The organism is Brevundimonas sp. P7753, assembly GCF_013386595.1.
GTDB classification, from domain to species: Bacteria; Pseudomonadota; Alphaproteobacteria; order Caulobacterales; family Caulobacteraceae; genus Brevundimonas; species Brevundimonas bullata.
This window is the reverse complement of record NZ_JACARP010000201.1, coordinates 1-476: the sequence shown is the minus strand read 5'-3', so window position 1 is coordinate 476 and position 476 is coordinate 1. Positions and strand designations below refer to the sequence as shown.

The following is a 476-nucleotide window of genomic DNA, read 5'->3' as shown; positions in this document are numbered from 1 at the left end:
TCGCCGCCGAGGCCCTGGCCGAGCAGCGCATCGGCCAGTTCCGGGGCCGCTGGTTCCTTGAGGCCCAGCGCACCCTCTACGGCGACTGGCAGTTCCTCAGCGCCCAGAACCCATGGATCGGCGAGATGCGCCAGTGCCGCTTCGAGACCGGCGGCGCGACGAAAACCTACACCCTGAACTGGCGCGCCACGCCCGAGGACCTCGCCGCCCGCCGCACCAGACTGGCCCAGCGCGTCTGGCCCGACTTCGGGTTGAAGCATTTCGACGACGGCGGCTTCTGGATCTCGACGCCCTCGTTCAACGGCGATCCCTCCGGCGAAACCCACGCCGCCTTGACGGCCCTGATCGCCGACATGAAGGCCAAACAGGACGCCCTGCGTCTGGCCCCCTATGTCGTGCTGGACCTGCGCGGGAACGGCGGCGGCTCCTCGCACTGGAGCCAGTTGATGGCCCAGGTCCTGTGGGGCGACGCCTGG

The 476-nt window shown here is 69.7% G+C and carries 1 pseudogene; it reads left to right on the top strand.

What is annotated here, in order from left to right:
- Positions 1–476 (top strand): annotated as a pseudogene (locus HX774_RS19075) (peptidase S41); the annotation flags it as partial.